The organism is Desulfobulbus propionicus DSM 2032, assembly GCF_000186885.1.
GTDB lineage: Bacteria > Desulfobacterota > Desulfobulbia > Desulfobulbales > Desulfobulbaceae > Desulfobulbus > Desulfobulbus propionicus.
This window is the reverse complement of record NC_014972.1, coordinates 2763574-2781583: the sequence shown is the minus strand read 5'-3', so window position 1 is coordinate 2781583 and position 18010 is coordinate 2763574. Positions and strand designations below refer to the sequence as shown.

15 protein-coding genes are annotated in these 18010 nt (G+C 57.1%); 8 read left to right on the top strand and 7 right to left on the bottom strand.

Annotation, left to right across the window (positions count from 1 at the left end):
- Positions 1-2 precede the first annotated feature (2 nt).
- The 4 genes from DESPR_RS12115 to DESPR_RS12100 all read left to right on the top strand — a co-directional run bounded on the left by DESPR_RS12115 (position 3) and on the right by DESPR_RS12100 (position 5936).
- Positions 3-443 carry a hypothetical protein gene (locus tag DESPR_RS12115; protein WP_015722917.1) on the top strand — a complete coding sequence of 147 codons (441 nt, stop codon included), beginning with the start codon at positions 3-5 and terminating at the stop codon, positions 441-443.
- 305 nt (positions 444-748) lie between these two features.
- The gene (locus tag DESPR_RS12110) at positions 749-1510 is read left to right on the top strand and encodes a DNA adenine methylase (RefSeq protein WP_015725096.1); all 762 of its coding nucleotides are present in this window, start codon (positions 749-751) and stop codon (positions 1508-1510) included.
- Positions 1511-1645: 135 nt separating this feature from the next.
- Positions 1646-4651: a PAS domain S-box protein gene (locus tag DESPR_RS17425; RefSeq protein ID WP_015725095.1), complete on the top strand. Its 3006-nt coding sequence runs from the start codon at positions 1646-1648 to the stop codon at positions 4649-4651.
- A gap of 646 nt (positions 4652-5297) precedes the next feature.
- On the top strand, positions 5298-5936 hold the full coding sequence (locus DESPR_RS12100; RefSeq protein ID WP_015725094.1) for a YiaD family glycine zipper/OmpA-like lipoprotein: 639 nt from the start codon (positions 5298-5300) through the stop codon (positions 5934-5936).
- On the opposite strand, the gene DESPR_RS12095 is transcribed toward DESPR_RS12100, so the two are convergent.
- Complete coding sequence (locus DESPR_RS12095; RefSeq protein WP_015725093.1) at positions 5914-6210, bottom strand: hypothetical protein; 297 nt, start codon at positions 6208-6210, stop codon at positions 5914-5916. The genes DESPR_RS12100 and DESPR_RS12095 overlap by 23 nt on opposite strands.
- Positions 6211-6251: 41 nt before the next feature.
- Here DESPR_RS12095 and DESPR_RS12090 point away from each other — a divergent pair, with 41 nt between their 5' ends.
- Positions 6252-6539, top strand: coding sequence for an antibiotic biosynthesis monooxygenase family protein (locus tag DESPR_RS12090; RefSeq protein ID WP_015725092.1), 288 nt, complete (start codon positions 6252-6254; stop codon positions 6537-6539).
- 210 nt (positions 6540-6749) lie between these two features.
- Here DESPR_RS12090 and DESPR_RS12085 read toward each other — a convergent pair whose 3' ends face one another.
- The 5 genes from DESPR_RS12085 to DESPR_RS12065 all read right to left on the bottom strand — a co-directional run bounded on the left by DESPR_RS12085 (position 6750) and on the right by DESPR_RS12065 (position 11235).
- Positions 6750-7556 (bottom strand): SAM hydrolase/SAM-dependent halogenase family protein, encoded by an 807-nt coding sequence (locus tag DESPR_RS12085; RefSeq protein WP_015725091.1) that lies wholly within the window; start codon positions 7554-7556, stop codon positions 6750-6752.
- Positions 7557-7734: 178 nt separating this feature from the next.
- Entirely contained in the window at positions 7735-8256 is a 522-nt protein-coding gene (locus DESPR_RS12080; RefSeq protein ID WP_015725090.1) for a zinc ribbon-containing (seleno)protein DG, read from the bottom strand.
- 16 nt (positions 8257-8272) lie between these two features.
- Complete coding sequence (hslU, locus tag DESPR_RS12075; RefSeq protein WP_015725089.1) at positions 8273-9682, bottom strand: ATP-dependent protease ATPase subunit HslU; 1410 nt, start codon at positions 9680-9682, stop codon at positions 8273-8275.
- On the bottom strand, positions 9679-10218 hold the full coding sequence (gene hslV / locus DESPR_RS12070) for an ATP-dependent protease subunit HslV (RefSeq protein ID WP_015725088.1): 540 nt from the start codon (positions 10216-10218) through the stop codon (positions 9679-9681). Before hslV ends, hslU begins: the two co-directional genes overlap by 4 nt.
- A gap of 105 nt (positions 10219-10323) precedes the next feature.
- On the bottom strand, positions 10324-11235 hold the full coding sequence (locus DESPR_RS12065) for a tyrosine recombinase XerC (protein ID WP_015725087.1): 912 nt from the start codon (positions 11233-11235) through the stop codon (positions 10324-10326).
- A gap of 112 nt (positions 11236-11347) precedes the next feature.
- Between DESPR_RS12065 and xseB the strand changes: the two genes are divergently transcribed.
- Genes xseB through dxs form a run of 3 tightly spaced genes read left to right on the top strand, consistent with a single transcriptional unit; the run spans position 11348 to position 14377 of the window.
- The gene (xseB, locus tag DESPR_RS12060; RefSeq protein ID WP_015725086.1) at positions 11348-11596 is read left to right on the top strand and encodes an exodeoxyribonuclease VII small subunit; all 249 of its coding nucleotides are present in this window, start codon (positions 11348-11350) and stop codon (positions 11594-11596) included.
- Positions 11571-12467: a polyprenyl synthetase family protein gene (locus DESPR_RS12055; protein WP_015725085.1), complete on the top strand. Its 897-nt coding sequence runs from the start codon at positions 11571-11573 to the stop codon at positions 12465-12467. The genes xseB and DESPR_RS12055 overlap by 26 nt, the downstream gene beginning before the upstream one ends.
- A 2-nt stretch (positions 12468-12469) precedes the next feature.
- Entirely contained in the window at positions 12470-14377 is a 1908-nt protein-coding gene (gene dxs, locus DESPR_RS12050) for a 1-deoxy-D-xylulose-5-phosphate synthase (RefSeq protein ID WP_015725084.1), read from the top strand.
- A gap of 59 nt (positions 14378-14436) precedes the next feature.
- On the opposite strand, the gene dnaE is transcribed toward dxs, so the two are convergent.
- Complete coding sequence (dnaE, locus tag DESPR_RS12045) at positions 14437-17958, bottom strand: DNA polymerase III subunit alpha (RefSeq protein ID WP_015725083.1); 3522 nt, start codon at positions 17956-17958, stop codon at positions 14437-14439.
- Positions 17959-18010 lie beyond the last annotated feature (52 nt).

Below are 18010 nucleotides of genomic sequence, written 5' to 3'. Positions count from 1 at the left end.
CCATGAATTTTATTTCAGCAAAAAAACCTGTTGCCACGCCTACCGGCGGGGTCGACCTGCTGGCGACATTCGCCGAGCTTGGCGAGATCCCATTCCACGCCACCCCAGACTCTCCGCAGGACTACAACCGCGATCTGTACCAGCGGGCCATGGCCGGGGAGTTTGGTGCAATCGCGCCATGCCCTGCCGCCGTCAATGATCCGGTGCCGCCATCGGTGACCATGCGCCAGGCGCGGCTGGCCCTGCTTCAGGCCGGACTCTTGACCCAAGCAGAGGCCGCCGTTGCCAACATGGCGGGAGATGCTGGAGACCGGGCGCGGATTGAGTGGGAGTACGCGCAGGAAATACAGAGAGACTGGCCGACGCTGACCACGATAGCCGGGGCAATGGGTTTGACCAACGAAGAAATTGACAATCTTTTTACTCTGGCCGCCACCCTATAGCACCCCCGATGGGACAAACCAGCATTGGGACGCCAGGACGAGGGCAACATCGGCCCGGAGGCCGGTCAGCTTGCAGAAATGGAATCTGACGGTGGCGAGAGTATAGCCCGATGCGTTGAGCTGATAAGGTCTGGCAACAGTTTGAAGGACGGGACTGGGGAGAGTTGCAGCTCTCCCCGAACGATCCAGCCGTGTCTCACCACGGAAGGAGGTCCGCAGGTTCTCCTGCTATAGCCCCGATGCACGCTGAGGGACAGCGCACGGGGGTAGTAGCATATTGCCTGCGTTTGCACAAGGAGCCTTTCGTGGGAGCACTGATACCCTATTTTGGCGGCAAGAGCCGTCTGGCCAAGGCCATCATCTCGAGATTTCCGGAGCACCAGTGCTATGTCGAGGTATTCGCCGGAGCAGCCAATGTCTTCTTTGCCAAGGAACCCAAGGGGACCGAGGTGATCAACGATCTGGACCGGGATCTGATCACCCTCTACCGCACGGTCAAGCATCATCCCGAGGAGCTGCACCGCCAGTTCAAGTACGCCTTGGTCGCACGGGACGAATTCAACTGCTTGATGCAGGTCAATCCCGACACCCTCACCGATATCCAGCGGGCAGCCCGGTACCTCTATCTCCAGCGGATGTGTTTTGGCGGCCGCAGCCGGGGGCGGACCTTCGGCACGTCAACGACGGGCGTCCCCAGGCTCAACCTGTTCACCCTGCAACGGCTACTGGAAGAAGCCTGGATCCGGCTGGGCCAGGTGATGATCGAATGTCTCGATTTCCGCGATCTGATCCCCCGCTACGACCGGGAATACACCCTGTTCTTCCTGGATCCGCCGTACTGGAAGATCGATGGCTATGCCCACAACTTCGTTGAGCAGGACTTTCTTGATCTGGCCGAGGTGTTGGCCGGAATCAAGGGCCGGTTCCTGATGACCATCAATGACACGCCCGAGATCCGGGAGATCTTCAAGCGCTTTTGGATTGAAGAGGTGGAGTTGAAGTACTCGATGAGCAAGAAGGAAGGGAGCCGGTCACAGGTGCGGGCCGAGTTGCTGATTGGGAATTAATATTTAGGGTACGGTTCTTCCCTGAAAGAATTGCTCGACAAATGTCGTATGCTTTGTCACTATATTTGACATGGCTAAAATGTAATAATGGCAAGGTGTTCATAGATATTCGCTTGTTTTGCACCGGAGTTTCCAATGAATGATCAATCCAATCCGGAACCCGCCGAACTGGATTCTTTGCAAGAATTTTCCGAATTGAAGGAAAGGGAATTACAGCTGCGAACAACCTCAGAAAACATGAAACAGTTATTTGAACTCGCCCCTTTTGGTTACCAGTCTCTTGATGAGGATGGGTGTTTGGTCGAAGTCAATCAGACTTGGCTTGATACGCTGGGATGGTCGCGAAAAGAAGTTATAGGCAAGAGCTTTGCTGAATTCCTCCATCCTGATTGGCGCCCCTTTTTCGCTGAAAATTTTCCACTGTTTAAAGAGCTCGGCGTCGTCACATCCGTTGAGTTCGATATGCTAAGGCAAGACGGTTCTGTGATTTCGGTTTCTTGTGATGGCAGGATAGGACGAGATCCGGAAGGAAATTTTCGGCAAACTCATTGTTTTTTCCGCGATATTACTGATCACAAAAAAGCAGAATCCTATAGGGAGTTAAGCCGAAAAATTTTACAGATTCTTAGCGGTCTGGGAACCCTGCCAGAGTCCATCCATCGCATTCTTGAAGTTTTAAAGCAAGGGACAAAATTTGATGCTGTTGGTATCCGCTTGAAAGAAGGGGAAGATTTTCCCTTTTATGCGCAACGAGGTTTTTCTGACAACTTTTTGCAGCATGAAAATTCTTTGCTTGAATATACCAAAGATGGTGCCATTTACCGCAATAAAGACGGTAAGGCTCAGTTAGCCTGTGCCTGTGGATTGGTTCTTTCGGGTCGATTTGATTCTGTTAAACCATATTTTACGTCAGGAGGTAGCTTTTGGGTGAACGATTCTCTAGTACTCCTAGACATCGCCCCTGAAACTGACCCCAGGTTTCATCCACGTAACCAATGTGTTTTCAACGGATACGCATCCTTTGCCTTGATACCGATTCGGGTCAAAGAAGAGATTGTCGGGCTCATCCATTTCAGCAACAAACAGAAGGGGAGTTTTTCGCGGAGTTCGATTGCCCTTCTCGAAAATATCGCTTCGCATATCGGTGAGGCTTTATTGAATAAACAGGCTGAAGCAGCCTTACAGGAAGAACGAAAACGACTAACCGATATAATTGACTTTCTGCCGGATGCCACCTTTGCCATCGACCGAGATGGGACAATCATCATCTGGAATAAGGCGATCGAAAAAATGACCGGCTTATCGGCAACGGACATGCTGGGAAAAGGCGATTATGCCTACACAGTGCCGTTTTATGGTGAAGCTCGTCCCCAGTTGATAGATCTTATCTTTGAAGATAACGATGACGTCGCTTCGCTATATCCCAATATTGTCCGGGAAGGTGAAACGTTAACAACGGAAGTGTTTTGCAAGGCGCTGTACAATGGAAAGAAAGGGGCATGGGTATATGCCAAAGCTTCACCTCTACATGACCAATCAGGAAAGATTATTGGGGCCATCGAAAGTATTCGAGATATTACCGATAAAAAGTTTACGGAGGAAAAACTCAAAAAGAGCGTTGCCTGGTTCAAGGCACTTTTCAACGCCACTTCCGATTCTGTGATTTTGGTCAGACCGTGCGGGACCATCCTCGACCTCAATGAAAACGCAGCTCGGAGGCGTTCTTTGTGCGCCGATGGAATGAGGGGACAAAATATTTTTGATTTTTTGCCCGGAGAATCTTCGGAGATGCGCCGTAAAGCCATAGACCAGATCCTTTATGAGCGAAGGTTGGTTCAATACGATGAGTCTAGAGAAGACAAATATTACAGGGTTCGCCTTTTCCCTATTCTCGATAATCAGGGTGATGTCGTCCAAGTGGCCAGTTTTTCGAGAGATATCACGGAAAACAAAAAAGCAGAAGAAGAAAAAAGAAAGCTGCAGACCCAGTTAATCCAATCTCAAAAGATGGAAGCCATTGGCACCCTAGCTGGCGGCATAGCCCATGATTTCAACAATATTCTTGGAGCAATTCTTGGATATACCGAGATGGCACGAGAAATCATCTCCCTTGATCCGATGGCAAGTAAATACCTCGATCGGGTTAATGAGGCGGCTAACAGGGCCAGCGATTTGGTCAAACAGATTCTCGAGTTCAGTCGACAGGTTGAATCAAAACGTGTCTCCTTGTTTCCTATCTATATAGTCAAAGAGGCCATCAAGCTGCTCCGGCCATCGCTTCCGTCTACGATTTTGATCAGGCAAAATCTCGAAACCTCTGTATGGCCCATTATTGCCGATCCGACACAGGTGCATCAAATCCTTGTCAATTTATGTACCAATGCTTTCCACGCAATGGAAAAGACAGGTGGCGTACTAGAGATCACATTGCAAAATAGAGAGTTGGTTGAATCCGACGTGCAGCATCTTTCAGAGATACAGCCCGGAAAATTTGTTGAACTGGCCGTACGTGATACCGGAGATGGCATCTCCTCTGAAATACGGGACAAGATTTTTGACCCTTTTTTCACAACTAAGTCCGTTGGCAAAGGGACTGGAATGGGTTTGTCCATTGTCCATGGAATTGTCACCAGCCATGAAGGATTCATTATCTGTGACAGCGAACGAGGGAAAGGAACTGTTTTCCGTGTTTATTTCCCCGCCGTCGAGCGCATGGAATCCCAACGCCCGATGGCTGTTGAGCTTGATCCTTCCGGTGTTGAGCGGATTCTCTTTGTCGATGATGAGGAGATCCTTGTTGAGTTGGGTGTACTTATGCTGGAGCAGCAGGGATACAAAGTAACAGGTCGGACCAACAGCCTAGACGCGCTGGTAACGTTTCAGAATCACCCTGAATCCTTTGATGCCGTAATTACGGATCAAACGATGCCAGGATTAACAGGAAGTGATCTAGCTCTTAAAATACTACAAATAAGACCAAATATTCCTATCATCCTTTGTACAGGCTACAGTAATTTAATTTCAGAAGAAAAGGCAAAATTGCTGGGTATTAAGGGGTTTGCCATGAAGCCCTTGGTTAAGAAGGAGATCGCCTCCCTCTTGAGGAAATTACTCGACCAAACGAAAGCTAACCGCAAGTGAGCGCCGACTATCTAAGAATAGTTTGATCGCCTTGTTCCAGGCGAAAGGGGTTCATAATCGCCTATGAGCTTACTTGATCAAAGTTTCTAGCTTTACTTCAAAAAAATTCTGCGTTTGCGTGACAGCTTACAGGGGGTATAGGGGGTATAGGGGGGCACATAAACCCAGAAACTTTGAATAGCGTGGAATGGTGATACTTTTATGGCACTTTTTCCAAACGCTATGGGCATTTGTGGACGTCTGGAAAAAATTTTGCGGACAAATTTCTAAAACAAGAAACTTTTCGGTTTTGGGGTGAAATTGGCAGGATTTTGCATCAAGAGCGAGAAAGTTAATGCTGGCTGAAACTGCCTTTATTCGGTGGCGAAGGTTCAAACGAAGCAAGCAAGACGGAAACCATGAGACTTTGTCCCGACTACGTCCCTTTTTCAACAGCCTGCTAGTCGTGTCGCTCCAAAGCGGATATTCGTTGAATGCATTGTTGCCCGACGAATTCGTTCAAGGGGTGGCTTTTTACTTCTGAATCCCCTGTAAAGTGATATAAATTAATGGTAATGGGTTGATTCGCTATTCGAAGAATCTTATTGCAAGACATGATTGCTTGTCCAAAGGCTAACTCAACACAAACCAACTATAAGGAGTGACTATGAATCGCTTGATGAGGATTTCCACCGGTATTGCGCTGGCCACCATGTTGACCGCCTGCGCCACCAATCAACAGACAGGAACCGCCGTGGGCGCTGGCGTCGGGGCTGGTGTGGGGGCGTTGCTGGGGCAGGCTATTGGCCACAATACCACCAGTACCTTGGTTGGCGCCGGTATCGGCGCGGCCTTGGGCGGTCTCGCCGGCAACCAGATCGGAGCCTACATGGACAATCAGGAGCGGGCTCTGCGCGATGCCATGGCCCAGTCCGAAGCGGCCAGTATCAGGCGCGATCAGGATGTGCTCACCGCTACGTTCAAGAGCGATATGTTCTTTGATACCAATTCCTCACAGCTTAAGCCCGGTGCGTATAACGAACTTAATCGGATCACCAATGTTCTGAATAACTATCCGCAAACCACCATTCGTGTTGAGGGGCATACTGATGCACGCGGGTCGGATCAGTACAATCAGCAACTGTCGGAACGGCGGGCTATGGCAGTGAAAAACGCGTTGGCCCAGCAGGGAGTCAATCCTAGTCGAATCGAAGCGGTCGGGTATGGCGAGTCGCAACCGATTTCCTCCAGCGATGCCATGAATCGCCGGGTGAATATCGTCATCAATCCCATTCGCCAGAGCTGATTGCGCACACGACACGCCGCAGAACCGGTTGGTCCCCTTGGATCAGCCGGTTTCCGGATACCGTCACGGCACCCAGGGGAACTTCGTTATGTTCGACCCGTTCGAGGGAGAGAGCTTGGATGGCGTCTTCGTCCAAGGCGGGCTTGGTCGATTTTATTTGGGCGCAGTGTGAGACATCATCATTTTTCCAATCCATCAGCACATTTAATTGCTTCCTGCGTAACGGATGCATATAATAATTCTGTAACACGTTGTTCGCTGTCCGGTTGTTCATGTACGTCCTATCAACTTACATCACAACACAAGGAGGAACACATGGCTGTCAAGGTTTTGATCAAGAGGAAGGTGGCGGAAAACAAGGTTCCGGAGCTGGATAAATTGCTCCGCAAAATGCGTGCGTTAACACTCAACCAGCCGGGCTATATTTCGGGAGAATCGTTTACCCGGGTTGATGAACCGGGCGTGAGCATGGTTATCAGCACCTGGCAGTCGCTTGATGACTGGCGGCAATGGACGTTAAGCAAGGAGCGGATTGATCTGCAAGAACAGATCGATAAACTGCTCGGAGAACCAACCCGATACGAAATATTCGAAAACGCCTGACAGATACCCGCGTCAACTTCCGGTTTTCATTGAACCGGATTGGGTAAGCGTGAAGAAACGGCTCATCAAGAAAGATGAGCCGTTTTTTTTTGATCAGTCGCGTCGCCGATTCGCTGTCCGCGAATCAAGGGAAAAAATGACCACGATATACAGGAGAGCCGAAAAAGGGTGGATTCCAGCTGGTTGGCATGCGATAGGGGGCATCCAGGCTTATTTTTGAACGAGATGGACGGTGATCGGATCGCCAACCGAGCAACCTATCATTTGGGCGGCGCTCGCCTGGTTGGCGGCGATCTCGAGATAGCCGGAACTGTCGATAAGGACGAACAGGGTTCCGCTCTGTGCTTCGTTGTAGGTTCTGACCAGCTGGGCAATCTGCTGATCGCCGATCTCGAGAAAACCGAAGCACGTGGGATCGAATCGGCCGCCGCCAGCCCGGATGGAAGTGCGTACATTGCCGAAATGGTCGATGCGTAACACCTGCCCCTGGAGGCAGCCGGCCGCCGCAACGGTTGCCGGCACGATCGCCATCTTGATGTCCGCAGGGGCCAGCGGCGGGCCAACATGATCCAGGCGGGTTCCTTGGGCGAGGGCCGCTGCCACCGGGGCCATGATGTCACGGCCATGGAAGGTCGGGCTGACGCCAGCGGCAAAGAAATCGGGATGCTCCACTCGATGGATGGTTTCGATCTTGTGATCGAGCACCAGCAGCGAGAGGATCCCGTTGTCCGGGGCTACGAAGAAATGGCCGCCTCCTGTAGCGGCGAGGATTGCGCGCTGGCTGCCCACCCCCGGATCGACCACGATCAGATGGACTGTACTGCGGGGGAAAAAGGCGTAACTTGTCCGGATGGTCACGGCGGCGGTGACCACATCCCAGGCGGGAATGGCATGGGTGATGTCGATAATGGTGGCGTCGGGGCAGCCGGTGAGCAGCGCGCCCTTGAGTTGGCCGGCATACGGGTCGAGCAGGCCAAAATCCGTGGTCAGGGTGATGACAGCTGAAGCTCTACCCATGGGGCTGTTGTTCCGATACGTGCGATAGAAGTGAGTGTGCCCAGGAACCGTATTGTGCACAAACCCGGTTCAATATTATTTTTATATTGTAAAACAGAGGCGCGGCCACCGTCAAGCGGCCAGGCTGTTTGGGGAAGAGACAGTGGCATGCACTCGAAGAAAGAGGGGCCTCCCTGCTTCAGACAAAACAGAGACCGCAACCGGGACAGACGGTCGCCGTGGTTGAAAAGCGGTGCCCGCAGGCCGGGCAGACCGCCTCGGCAGCCTGGGTGTCGTAGACTGCTCCGGCAAAGCGGGTATCGTGGTCGTCAAGTCCCGTGCTTTGGCGGTACTCCTCCTCAAGGACCGCCATGACCTCCGGCAGATCGCTCTCCCGTACTTGGAGCACCAGCTCGGTCCCGCGGCAACCGCAGCCGCCTGCGCCCTCCTTGATCGCCAGGGAGGGAAGCCCCCGCTGCATGAGGCGGGTTTGTAGTTCCTTGATCTGCGCCACCGTTCCTTTGCGGACAGCGAGCAACGGTTCGTCGGCCTCAATTTTCAGGGACCGTGTGGTCTTGTGTTTTTGAGCCTCCATTTGTGCCAGCACCAGCGCGCCGTTCTGCAAGGCTACCCCGCAGGCAGCACATCTCTGAATGTCCGGCCGATACTCATCATGGCAGCGGGGACAGTAGTTCAGCTCAGGATCAATGGAATGCTGCATGGTTCACACCTGCGGATCAGAGAATATAGCGGCTGAGATCCTCGTTCTCCGAGATGTCGGTCAGTTGCCGGCGCACATAGTCGGCGGTGACGGTGAAGGCGAGGTCGTCTCGGTCCGGGGCATCAAAGGAAAGTTCGTCGAGTACCCGTTCGATGACCGTGTGCAACCGGCGGGCACCAATGTCCTCGGTCTTTTGATTGACCTGGACCGCGATCCTTGCCATCTCCCGGATGGCCTCCTCCTCGAATTCCAGGCGGATATCCTCGGTGGCCAGGAGAGCTGTGTATTGTTTGATCAACGCGTTTCTCGGTTCGGTGAGGATGCGGAAAAATTCCTCCTCGCCAAGGGCATGGAGATTGACCCGGATGGGAAAACGGCCCTGGAGTTCGGGGGCCAAGTCCGAGGGCTTGCACAGGTGGAAGGCGCCGCTGGCGATGAACAGGATGTGGTCGGTCTTGACCGGCCCATACTTGGTGGTGACGGTGGTGCCTTCGACAATGGGCAGCAGGTCGCGCTGCACCCCCTCGCGGGAGACATCGGGCGAGCCGGAACCGGTGCCGCCGCGCGAGGCGATCTTGTCGATCTCGTCGAGGAAGATGATACCCGATTGCTCGGTGCGGCGGATGGCCTTTTCGGTGACGCTCTCGGTGTCCACCAGCCGCTCGGCTTCTTCCCGCTTGAGAAATTCCAGGGCTTGGGGCACCTTCATTTTCTTGGCCTGTTTCTTCTTGGGAAAGAACTTGGAAAAAGCCTCCTGAAGCGAGTTCTGCATTTCCTCCATGCCGGAAGCGGAAAAGACCTCCACCACCGGAGTGCCGCCGCCGGCCGACACCGACAGCTCGACCACCCGGTCGTCCAACTCGCCCCGGCGCAGCATTTCCCGAAACCGCTCCCGGGTGGTCTGACCGCGCAGTTCCTCCTGCCGGCCTTCGGCGCCATCGTAGCCCAGCGAGATCACATTGGAAGCTGTCGGGGTTGATGAGCCCGCCCCATGGCCCGGAGTGCGGGGCAGCAGCAAATCCAAAAGCCGTTCCTCCGCGAGGGCAGCCGCCTTTTCCTGGACTCCAGCTTCCTCCTCCTTGGTCACCATGTTGACTGCCAACTGGGTGAGATCGCGGATCATGGACTCGACGTCGCGGCCGACATAGCCGACCTCGGTGAACTTGGAGGCCTCGACCTTGAGGAAGGGGCTCTGGGCCAGGTGCGCCAGCCGCCGGGCAATCTCGGTCTTGCCCACGCCGGTCGGACCGATCATGATGATGTTCTTGGGCGCAATCTCCTCGCGCAGTGGCGGCTGAACCTGCTGCCGCCGCCAGCGGTTGCGCAGGGCGATGGCCACCGAACGCTTGGCCTCCGGCTGGCCGATGATGTAGCGGTCGAGTTCGGCGACGGTTTCCTTGGGGGTGAGCGAATTGATGCCTTTCATATACTTTCGACAACGATATTGGTGTTGGTGTAGACGCAGATCGAGCCGGCGATTTCTAGGGCGGTGCGGGCAATGGCTTCGGCGTCAAGCGACGAATGGGCCACCAGAGCCTTGGCCGCAGCTTGGGCATAGGGGCCGCCGGAACCAATGGCGAGAATGCCGTCGTCAGCTTCGATGACGTCACCGGTGCCGGAAAGCAGAAGGGAGTGCTTGGCATCCACGGCGATCAGCATGGCCTCCAGACGGCGCAGCATTTTATCCATGCGCCAGTCCTTGGCCAACTCGACCGCAGCCCGCATCAGGTTGCCGTTGTACTGCTCCAGCTTCTGCTCCAGCCGGTCGTACAGGGTAAACGCATCGGCGGTGGAGCCGGCAAAACCGGTGATCACCTGGTCGTGGTAGAGGCGCCGGACCTTGCGCGCCTGATGTTTGATCACGGTGGTCCCCAGGGTCACCTGACCGTCGCCGGCAACAACGACCCGGCCCTGGTGGCGCACGGCAAGAATGGTGGTGGAGCGGATTTTCGGTGTCTGCATAGCTGTGATGGGATAAGGGTTCAAACAAGACGAAGTTGGGGTTGATGTGTAACCATGATGGGACAGACCGTCAATCCCCGGGGCGGTTTTCATTGGCCCTGGCGGTCATGGCTGTTTTTTTTGGGCCTGGGGATGGGCTTGGTCGTAGACCTTGGACAAGTGATCGATGTTGATGTGAGTGTATTTCTGGGTGGTCGACAAGCTGACGTGGCCGAGCAGCTCCTGAACGGTGCGCAGGTCGGCGCCCATTTCCAGCAGGTGGGTGGCAAAGGAATGGCGCAGGGCATGGGGGGTGACCGTGACACCGATGCCGGCCCGGAGAGCGTAGGTCTGGATGGAGCGCTCGACGCTACGGGCCGACAGCCGGGTACCCCGACCATTGAGGAAAAGGGCGCGTTGCTCGGGTTTCCGTCCCCGCTGCACACGGGCGATGCACAGCGCTTCGCGTTCGGGCAGGTACTGTTCCAGGGCTTCATGGGCAGCCCGACCGAAGGGGACCAGCCGCTCCTTGCGGCCCTTGCCTCGCACCCGGACCATCTCGGCCGCCAGGTCGACATCCTCGCGGTTGCAGCCCACCAACTCGGCAACCCGCATGCCAGTGGCGTAAAGCACCTCCATCACCGCTCGGTCGCGGCGCCAGTAACGGTCCGAGGTCGCCGGCGTTTCCAGCAGGCTGAATACCTCGTCCACGGTGAGGAAGGCGGGCAGGGCATGGCCGAGTTTCGGGCCGACGATGCCGGCCACGGGATCGGATTCGATCACCTTCTCGCGAAGGAGGAAGCGGAAAAAGGTCCGTAGCGCCGACAATTTCCGCGCTACCGAGGCACTGGCGTTGCTGGCGTAGAGCGAGCCGACAAAGGCTTGCACCAGGGAGGAGGTGATTGATTCGGGCGAGAGCACACCGCCACAAAACCGCTGAAATTCGAGGAGATCTCGCTGATACCCGTCGGCGGTGTGGGGCGAGTAGCCTTTTTCCACCAGCAGCCAGCGGACGAATCGTTCGACCAGATCTGTCATTGCCAAAGAGATGTTGAAACCCGCGGGGAGAGTGTTTAGTATAGACGATTACCCTTGCTCGATGTATTCGGCAAATAAAATCGTTCTCAGTTCAGGCCGACGGAGCCGTTGTATGGCAAAAAAGACCTTCGAAAACGCGCTCGCCAGACTGGAGCAGATCACCGATGAGCTGGAAGCCGGCGATCTCAGCCTGGAAAAGAGTCTGGAAAAATTCAACGAAGGCATGGCGCTGGTGCAATTCTGCAGCGGCAAGATCGACGAGGCCAAAGGGCAGGTCGAACTGCTGCTGAAAAAGGATGGCGAGCTGGCGGCCGTGCCGTTTCCCGAGGAAGACGGTGGAGATCGCAACCTATCTGAATGATCAGCGGCAGCGGGTGGAGGATCAGCTGGCCGCGCTGATGCTCAAACCTGCCGGTGATTTCAGCCAGCACATCGAATCGATGCGCTACAGCCTCTTTGTCGGCGGCAAACGGATTCGGCCCATTCTCTGTCTGGCCGGTGCCGAGGCCGTGGACAGCGGCGAGGCGACCCGTCAGCGTGCCCTGTCCGTGGCCTGTGCCCTGGAGTGCATCCACACCTACTCTCTCATTCACGACGACCTGCCGGCCATGGACGACGATGACCTGCGCCGGGGCAAACCGACCAATCACACAGTTTTTGGCGAGGCGGCGGCCATTCTCGCCGGCGACGGCCTGCTCACTTTTGCCTTTGACCTGCTTAGCAGCCAGGCGTCCGCTGACATCAACGACGCGGCCCGGATTCGCATCATCCAGACCATTGCCCGGGCGGCCGGCCCGCTGGGCATGGTCGGCGGCCAATCGCTGGACATGATCTACGAGGGGCAGCAGGTGGGCTACGAAATGCTGCGCACCATCCACCGCAGCAAGACCGGCGCGCTGATCACCGCCTCGGTGCTGAGCGGCGCCATGGTTGCCGGCGCCAGTGCCGAGCAGGAGACTGCCCTGAAAACCTATGGCGACAACATCGGTCTGGCCTTTCAGATCGTCGACGATCTGCTCGATGTCGAGGCCACCACCGAACAGTTGGGCAAACCAGCGGGCAGCGACCTCAAATCCGACAAAGTCACCTATCCTTCGCTTTTTGGCAAGGAAACCTCGCGCACCATGGCCAGGGAAGCGGTGCAAGAGGCCATCGCCGCCCTTGCCGCCTTTGACCACCAGGCCGATCCGCTCAGGAATCTGGCCAACTTCATTGTCGACCGTAAGAAATAATCATGCTCATTGTGGATTCCCCGACAGACCGGACCAGTTCCCTGCTGGCCACCATTGATTCCCCCCGTGATCTGCGCCGCCTCAGCCTGCCGCAGATGGAACTGCTTGCCCAGGAACTGCGGGAAACCATCATCGCCACCGTGGCCGAAACCGGCGGCCATCTCGCCCCCAGTCTTGGGGTGGTCGAATTGACCATGGCCCTCCATTATGTGTTTGATACGCCGCGCGACCGATTGATATGGGATGTGGGCCACCAGGCCTATGCCCACAAATTGCTGACCGGTCGGCGGGACCGTTTCGCCACCCTCCGTCAGTACAAAGGGTTGAGTGGTTTTCCCAAGCGGGGCGAAAGCGGATACGATACGGTGGAAGCCGGACACAGTTCCACCTCGATTTCCTACGGACTGGGCATGGCAGCGGCCAAGGCAATGCAGGAAGACGACAGCCGGGTGGTGGCGATCATCGGCGACGGCTCGATGACCGCGGGCATGGCCTTTGAAGGCCTCAATCATGCCGGCGATCTGGGCCGTAATTTGGTCGTGATCCTCAACGACAACGAGATGTCGATCTCGAAAAACGTTGGCGCCCTGTCCAGTTTTCTCAGCCGCAAACTGACGGGCAAGACCATCCGCCGCCTGCGCGATCATATCGAGGACCGGTTGATGGCCCTGTCCTCGGTGGGCGAGAATATCTTGACCGTGCTGCGCAAGAGCGAAGAAAGCCTCAAGGGTTTTTTCACCCCGGGCATGCTGTTCGAGGCGTTGAAGTTCAAATATATCGGCCCGATTCCCGGTCATGAACTGGAAGATTTGATCGCCACCCTGGAAAACGTCCGCGATCACAGCCATGGTCCGGTGCTGGTGCATGTGATCACCACCAAGGGCAAGGGCTACAAGCCGGCTGAAACCCATCCCGGCGACTACCACGGCGTCGGTCCGTTCGACGTGGCCACCGGCACGCCGAAAAAGAACAAGAACGCCGCCATTTCCTACACCAAGGTGTTCGGCGATACGCTTTGTCGGCTGGCCCGGCAGGACAAGCGGGTGGTGGCGATCACCGCCGCCATGCCGGGCGGTACCGGCCTACTTCCCTTTGCCACAGAATTTCCCGACCGGTTTTTCGACGTCGGCATCGCCGAACAGCATGCGGTCACCTTTGCCGCCGGCTTGGCCTTGGAAGGCTTGCGTCCCTTCTTTGCCGTGTACTCCTCGTTCATGCAACGGGCTCTGGATCAATTGATCCACGACGTCTGCCTGCCCAACCTGCCGGTGACCATCGCCCTGGACCGCAGCGGCGTGGTCGGGGCCGATGGTCCCACCCATCATGGTGTCTTCGACCTGTCTTTCCTGCGCTTCATACCCAACCTGACGGTGATGGCGCCCAAGGACGAGGACGAACTACAACAAATGCTCTACACGGCGCTGACCCACAGCGGCCCGGTGGTGTTGCGCTATCCCCGCGGCAGCGGCGAAGGGGTGCCGCTTGCGCCGTCGTTTGCGGCGCTGGAAATCGGCAAGGGGGAACTCCTCCGGCAGGGCACGGATGTGTTGCTCCTGCCCGTGGGCAACCGGGTGTATCCCGCACTCGCGGCAGCGGAGCTTCTTGAGGAACAGGGAGTCAGCGCGGCAGTGCTCAATCCGCGCTTTGTCAAGCCGCTGGACAGCGAATTGATCGCCACTTGGGCCGCACAGACGGGCCGGGTCGTCACCATCGAAGACAACACCGTTCAAGGTGGGTTCGGCAGCGGTGTGCTGCAACTGCTCCATCAACAGGGCCTGTCGCTGCCGTGCACGATGCTCGGCTATGCGGACACCTTCATCGAGCATGGCCCGCAAGCCACCTTGTGGCACAATGCGGGGATCGACGCCGAGGGCATTGTGCGCGGTGCGCTGGCGTTGTTGCGTTCCTGAACAACCTCTCGCAGACCCGGCAACCCTTCGTGTATGCCGGGTGATCCCTTCCAACCTTCCTAGTGGCCGTTGCCTCCGCGGCCGTTGCCGTTGCGGCGCGGCTGCACCTCGGGTTTGCGCATCTGCACCGCCAGCGAGCGGGGGCCGCAGAGCCGGGTGATCTTGTGAAAGAGGTCGGAGGAAGGGCGGATGCTCATATCCTTGAGCACCTGAATGTCGACCTCGCCCCGATTGTCGAAATGCAGGGTGAGCATAACCGGCGTGGCCCCGTGGTGCTGGTAAAGCAGTTCTTTGAGTTCCAGCATGTGCTGGCGTGAGGTCGCCGCCGCCCGCAGAGTGATCACCGCTCGCTCGGTATAGTGCTCCAGTGCCCCGGTCAGGGTCTTGACCTCCTGGGCCACCACCTTGGCGCCTCGTTCCCCCTGCTGCACCGTGCCCAGCACCACCAGCGGCTGCTCGCTGGTCAGCAGCTCGGCGCATTCGGCAAAGGTCGAGGGAAAGACGATCACCTCGATGCTGGCGCTCATATCCTCCAGGGTAGTGAAGGCCATGCGGTCGCCTTTTTTCGATTTGTGCTCCTTGTAACTGGCGATCAGGCCGCCGATACGCACTGCCTGGCCTTCGCGCAGCTTTTCCACCCCGGCGATGTCAGTGTCCACCGCCCGGCGCAGATCCTCCATCACCCCTTCCAGGGGATGACCGGTGAGGAAAAAGCCGACCGTTTCCTTTTCCGCGGCCAGCCGTTCCAGTTCCGGCCACTCCTCGACATCGGCGGGCAGTTCGACCTCCGTTGCCTCCGCCTGTTTCGACGCTGGTTGCCCGATGGCAAACAAATTCATCTGGCCGCTCATCCGGTCGCGCTGGGCCGCCTTGGCCCGGTCGAGACACTGGTCGAGCATGGCCATGTACTGGGCGCGGCGTCCGCTCATCGAGTCGAAGGCCCCGGCCTTGATCAGGCTCTCGATCACCTTGCGATTGACCTTAGAGCTGTCCACCCGGCTGCAGAAATCGCTCAGGGACCGGTATGGCCCGCCCGCTTCCCGCTCGGCCAGGATCGAATCAAGGGCCGCGCCGCCGACGTTCTTGACCGCTGCCAAGCCAAAGCGAACACGGTCGTTGATCACCGTGAAATCGTTGAACGATTCGTTGATGTCCGGCGGCAGGACCTCAATCTTGTTCTGGCGGCACTCGTTGATGTACTTGACCACCTTGTCGGTGTTGTCGTAGTCGCAGGAGAGCAGGGCGGCCAGGAATTGAGCCGGATAGTGGGCCTTGAGATAGGCGGTCTGATAGGCCACCAGGGCGTAGGCCGCCGAGTGCGATTTGTTGAAGCCGTAACCGGCAAACTTGGCCATCAGGTCGAAAATGTAGGTGGCCTTGTCCTCGGGGATGTTGTTGACCTTGGCCCCGGCCATGAACTTGCCGCGCTCCTTCTCCATGACCTCGGGGATCTTCTTGCCCATGGCGCGGCGGAGAATATCGGCATCACCCAGGCTATAGCCCGCCAGGATATTGGAGATCTTCATCACCTGCTCCTGGTAGACGATCACGCCGTAGGTCTCCTGGAGGACCGACTTGATCTGCGGCAGGGGGTAGTCGGCGGGCCGGCGGCCGTGTTTGGTCTCGACAAAGGTATCGACCATACCCGAGTCGAGTGGGCCCGGCCGGTACAGGGCGACCAGGGCGATCAGGTCGGTGAACTGCTCCGGCTGCATCTTGATCAAGAGCTCGCGCATGCCGTCGCTTTCCAACTGGAACACCCCCAGGCTGTCGCCCCGGCAGAGCAGATTGTAGGTCTTGGGGTCGTCCATGGGAATCTTGCGCAGGTCAACTTCCTTGCCCACGTCATAGGCGATCAGTTTCAGGGCCCGGTCGATCACGGTCAGGGTCTTCAGCCCGAGGAAGTCGAACTTGATCAGTCCGGTCTTCTCGGTGTACTTCATGTCGTACTGGGTCAGGATCTCCTTGTTGGGGCCGATGCACACCGGCAGGTACTCGACCATCGGTTTGGGCGAGATGACCACCCCGGCGGCATGGGTCGACTTGTGCCGGGCCAGCCCCTCCAGGGTCTGGGCGATGGTCAGCAGTTCGCGGACCTCGTCGTCCTTCATCGCCTCGCGCAGTCGGGGCTCCTTTTCGATCGCCTTCTTCAGGGTGATTTTCAATTCCTCCGGCACCAGCTTGGCGATCCGGTCCACCACCGGCAGGGGGATATCGAGCACCCTGCCAACGTCGCGCAGCACGGCCCGGGCCTTCATCGATCCATAGGCCACGATCTGGGCCACATAATCGTCGCCGCCGTAGCGCTGGCGGACGTAGTCGATGACCTCGTCGCGCCGCTCCTTGCAGAAGTCGACGTCAAAGTCGGGCATGGACACCCGCTCGACGTTGAGAAAGCGTTCGAACAGCAGGCCATAGGGAATGGGATCGATGTCGGTGATCGCCATGCAGTAGGCGGCCAGGCTGCCCGCGCCCGAGCCGCGGCCCGGCCCCACCGGAATTTTCTGTTTCTTGGCCCAGTTGATGAAATCGGCCACGATCAGGAAGTAGCCGGCAAACCCCATCTCCTGGATAACATCGATCTCGTATTCCAGCCGGTCGCGGTAGGTCTTCTCGGTCTCGGCGCTGACCGGGCCCATCTCGCGCATGTGGTCGAGCCGCTGCTGGAAACCATCCCAACAGGCCTGGGAGAAGACCGTTTCCAGGGTCTCGTTTTCCTTGATCGGAAAGATGGGGAAAAAGTGTTCCTTGAAACTCAGTTCCAGGTTGCACCGCTCGGCCACCTCCAGGGTGTTGCTGATCGCCTCGGGGCAGTAGGCAAACTGGGCGGCCATCTCGTCGCCGGACTTGAAGTAGAGTTCGTTGGTGTTGAAGCGGAAGCGGTTGGGGTCGTTGATGGTCTTGCCGGTCTGGATGCACAGCAGCACCTCGTGGGCGTAGGACTCCTCCTTGGTCAGGTAGTGGCAGTCGTTGGTGGCCACCAGCTTGATATTCAGGTCCTTGGCAAGCGCCATCAGTCCCTGGTTGGCGATGGTCTGCTCGGGCAGACCGTTTTCCTGAATCTCCAGATAGAGGCGGTCGCCGAACACTTTTTGCAGTTCCAGAGCGCGGGCGCGGGCACGGTTCTCGTCGTTGTGGGTCAGCCGCCAGGGAATCTCGCCCTTGAGGCAGGCGGTGAGCACGATCAACCCTTCCTGATGGGCATACAGAGTCTGGCGGTCGATCCGCGGCCGGTAGTAGAATCCTTTGGTCTGCGCCAGGGAGGCCAGCTTCATCAGGTTGCCGTAGCCGGCCTCGTTCATGGCGAGCGCCACCAGATGGAAGTTGTGGCCGGCGCTGCGGTCATGGATTTCCATGCCGTTTTCCGCCAGGTAGAACTCGCAGCCGACCAGGGGCTTGATGCCCGCTTTCTTGGCCTTTTCATAGAATTCCAGCGCCCCGTACATGGCGCCGTGGTCGGTGAGGGCCACCGCCTCCATGCCGAATTCCTTGGCGGTGTCGATCAGGTCGGAGACGCGGATGGCGCCGTCGAGCATGGAGTACTGGGAGTGGACGTGAAGATGAATGAAGGGTGTGGGCATGAGACTAGCGTATTTTTTATTGGGATAATTATGTTTTTAAGAAAAGAGGAGG

Bases quoted from the DNA above. Each gene is read 5' to 3' on its own strand.
- DESPR_RS12115 (WP_015722917.1), top strand. From the start codon at position 3: ATGAATTTTATTTCAGCAAAAAAACCTGTTGCCACGCCTACCGGCGGG.
- DESPR_RS17425 (WP_015725095.1), top strand. From the start codon at position 1,646: ATGAATGATCAATCCAATCCGGAACCCGCCGAACTGGATTCTTTGCAA.
- DESPR_RS12100 (WP_015725094.1), top strand. From the start codon at position 5,298: ATGAATCGCTTGATGAGGATTTCCACCGGTATTGCGCTGGCCACCATG.
- DESPR_RS12095 (WP_015725093.1), bottom strand. From the start codon at position 6,210: ATGAACAACCGGACAGCGAACAACGTGTTACAGAATTATTATATGCAT.
- DESPR_RS12090 (WP_015725092.1), top strand. From the start codon at position 6,252: ATGGCTGTCAAGGTTTTGATCAAGAGGAAGGTGGCGGAAAACAAGGTT.
- DESPR_RS12085 (WP_015725091.1), bottom strand. From the start codon at position 7,556: ATGGGTAGAGCTTCAGCTGTCATCACCCTGACCACGGATTTTGGCCTG.
- DESPR_RS12080 (WP_015725090.1), bottom strand. From the start codon at position 8,256: ATGCAGCATTCCATTGATCCTGAGCTGAACTACTGTCCCCGCTGCCAT.
- hslU (WP_015725089.1), bottom strand. From the start codon at position 9,682: ATGAAAGGCATCAATTCGCTCACCCCCAAGGAAACCGTCGCCGAACTC.
- hslV (WP_015725088.1), bottom strand. From the start codon at position 10,218: ATGCAGACACCGAAAATCCGCTCCACCACCATTCTTGCCGTGCGCCAC.
- DESPR_RS12065 (WP_015725087.1), bottom strand. From the start codon at position 11,235: ATGACAGATCTGGTCGAACGATTCGTCCGCTGGCTGCTGGTGGAAAAA.
- xseB (WP_015725086.1), top strand. From the start codon at position 11,348: ATGGCAAAAAAGACCTTCGAAAACGCGCTCGCCAGACTGGAGCAGATC.
- dxs (WP_015725084.1), top strand. From the start codon at position 12,470: ATGCTCATTGTGGATTCCCCGACAGACCGGACCAGTTCCCTGCTGGCC.
- dnaE (WP_015725083.1), bottom strand. From the start codon at position 17,958: ATGCCCACACCCTTCATTCATCTTCACGTCCACTCCCAGTACTCCATG.